The organism is Microcoleus sp. MON2_D5 (assembly GCF_036701905.1).
In the GTDB taxonomy this organism is placed as follows: Bacteria; Cyanobacteriota; Cyanobacteriia; order Cyanobacteriales; family Microcoleaceae; genus Microcoleus.
The window spans coordinates 1-2,751 of record NZ_JAUBRM010000207.1; the positions used below are offsets into that span (position 1 = coordinate 1).

3 protein-coding genes are annotated in these 2,751 nt (G+C 42.4%); 1 reads left to right on the plus strand and 2 read right to left on the minus strand.

The annotated features are described in order from the left end of the window. Positions 1-68: 68 nt before the first annotated feature. Together QUA47_RS30615 and QUA47_RS30620 are read right to left on the minus strand one after the other, a co-directional pair. Entirely contained in the window at positions 69-449 is a 381-nt protein-coding gene (locus tag QUA47_RS30615; RefSeq protein ID WP_333433593.1) for a hypothetical protein, read from the minus strand. Beyond that, a complete protein-coding gene (locus tag QUA47_RS30620) occupies positions 446-1,126 on the minus strand; it encodes an ADP-ribosylation factor-like protein (protein ID WP_333433594.1) in 681 nt (226 codons plus the stop codon). The genes QUA47_RS30615 and QUA47_RS30620 overlap by 4 nt, the downstream gene beginning before the upstream one ends. 383 nt (positions 1,127-1,509) lie before the next feature. Between QUA47_RS30620 and QUA47_RS30625 the strand changes: the two genes are divergently transcribed. Then, positions 1,510-2,352 (plus strand): hypothetical protein, encoded by an 843-nt coding sequence (locus tag QUA47_RS30625; protein ID WP_333433595.1) that lies wholly within the window; start codon positions 1,510-1,512, stop codon positions 2,350-2,352. Positions 2,353-2,751 lie beyond the last annotated feature (399 nt).

Here is a 2,751-nt window from a genome sequence, read left to right on the forward strand (position 1 = left end):
TTTTCTTGTTTTCTTGACCCTACATTAGATTCTTCTGAGTCCTTGTGTCAAGCCTAATTGAGATGCTCTTACCCTGTAGCTTCTAATGCGCTGTCATCTAAAGTTCTATTCAATTTGTCTGAGACAACACTCGCGATGCGATTATACACATCCTTAACCCCATCTTCTGAAAAATCATCCGGTAACTCTCCATAAATAACGATAGGAGCACGGCGCTTAATTGTATCCTTTTCAGTGGGAATAGCTTCTATTACGAACTTTGGATAGCTATAACGAATAGTAACGGGTGCATCAGCAGGCAAAACCTCAATATTACTTTTAGGAATTTCATAAATTTCTGAGACAAGCTTTTGCCGTGACTCATCATCAGATAACTCTTCTTCATTCTTGAAAATTAAATCAGGAGCTTGATTGTCAAGGCTCTGCGCCCAGAAGTATAAATCTGTCATTTCTCAACCTGCCGAAAAATAAGTCCAATTAGAGTGTCTGAATCTTTTTCAGTTGCTAAACTCCCAAGTGCAACTTTTACTGTAGCGGCTCCTCCAGCAAGCTGAGTCATTTTTTTCACAACTGGAAGTGCCCTGAAGCGATCCACATAATTACCTATCTGATCGGGGGTAAGATTTTTGAAGTCAGGATCAGAGTTCCAATGATTTCCAACAATAAAAAATTGTTTTTTTGAGTTACATTCGTTGATCCAACCCTGAACCTGCCTCATATCATCTTCGGCACGTTCCTCTGCGCTTGAATCATGCTTTAGTAGCAGATCCGTTCTAACAACATACAAAACCAAGTCAGCTTCGTCAAAGAGCTTTTTCCATACGCCATATGCAGCCTTATCACCTGAAACGTCATCGGTTTTTTTAAGTAGAATATCTAAATCACCAAGTTTGATGCGTGTTCTCTCTATTTCTTGCTTATCGAGAGTTTGCTTATACCTCTCAATCAAAATACCTTTTTCCATATATGTTAGGAGAGTAGTTTTACCAACTGCCCTTGCACCCAGAACGGCGATCTTTTTACCTTTGAGTGCATATGTGATGTTTTCCAAGTTGGCGACAACAGCTCCACCAGCGACCCCGCCTACTGCAAGAGCTATAACTATCGGGATAAAAGGCAAAGGCATAGACGTTAGCCTCAAATAAATTTTTTCTCAGTATACCCTCAGCAATCGCACCCTCAAAGTAACCTTAAAATCCCAACAATCTTAACCTCTTGGGCATTGTTCCTAGGGCGATCACCCTTCGCTACTGCCTTAACAGACAATCTCTTTGGAGCTTTCGGGCTAACAGGCTACTGTGAAGGACGATCGCAAGGACTTTAAATAGAGCCCGCTAACTTGTAGTATCGCAGTTGCCGTACAATGTCGTTTAGTCGTTTATAAGATGATAATACCGCAAACTACGGATAAAGGTCAACCCCTTCTTACTCCCTAATATTGACAATATCGAACGAGCAAGAAGGACGAGACGTTTACCTGTTGTTTTAACCGATCAAGAAGTTAAAATAATGTTAAGTAATATTGAAGGGGTCGAGGACTTAGTAACCAGCTTACTCTATGGTAGGGGACTGCCATTAACAGAAGGATTGCGACTACGAGTCAAAGATATTGACTTCTTAGTCATTTCCTCTCATGCCCAACCTTGGCGATCGCATTCGTTAATCTCCCTTCTGTTTCAAGACGTGCTGGCGAAAATTGCCGAGCAATTTTGTGTGTCTAGGGTGGTTGTTCTGAATAAAACTTGTCTCTCAGTTAATACTCTAAATTCTATGTTGGAAGAACCGTTGGCAAGCAATAGCAGTGAAGACAACTCTCTAGTCACCACTGTGATCTCTCATGTAGTGAAACCGGGGCGCGAGGAAGGTTACGAAGCATGGTTTCATGGCATCGCCGCAGATGCACGAAAATTCAAGGGACATCTGGGTGTCAGCACTATTCGACCCCAGCATCACGCCCATCCTGAGTACGTGGTTATTCTCAAGTTCGATTGCTACGACAATCTCAAGGCCTGGCTAGAATCTGATGTTCGGCGAGAGTGGATTGAGCGATTGCAGCCTTTGATTGAAAAGCCAGAAGATATTCAAACCCTGACCGGATTGGAAACCTGGTTTACGCTGCCCCATAAATCGATGAAGGCTCCACCCCCTCGCTACAAAATGGCGTTAGTTACATGGTTGGGAGTCTTTTGTACGATTTCTATTCTCAATCGTTTGCTGGTACCGCTACTATCAGGGCTTCCTGCGTTGCTCACATCTCTGATGATCTCAGGTCTCACTGTTATCCTGCTCACCTATTTGATCATGCCGCGTTTAACACAATTATTTCGCAAATGGTTGTATCCCATTCCCTAACCCTAAAATGATATGAATTTGTGGCGATCGCTAGCAGCGACGGGGACAATCGGTTTGGCTGGATAATTTTGAGCGAAGTTGGATTACCCACAGTAAGTTGCAGCACTACATGGATGACCATAGACTACGATGAAGCAGCAAAGTATTTACTGGATAAGATATGGGCTGGTCAATGCACTCGTAATCTCATTGGGACCCCAAAATTTAACGCCCGTGGAAATAACGGCTATTCTTTCACGGATTCTCGATTACCCAATCAACTATGTCCAGATAACGATCGAATCGATACAGAACCAGCTTGCACTAGCGGGAGCGACACTAAATATATAGCAATTCCATTTGAGATGTAAATATGAATTTCTATGGTAAAATAGGAAAGTTTGATAATAAATGAAAGGG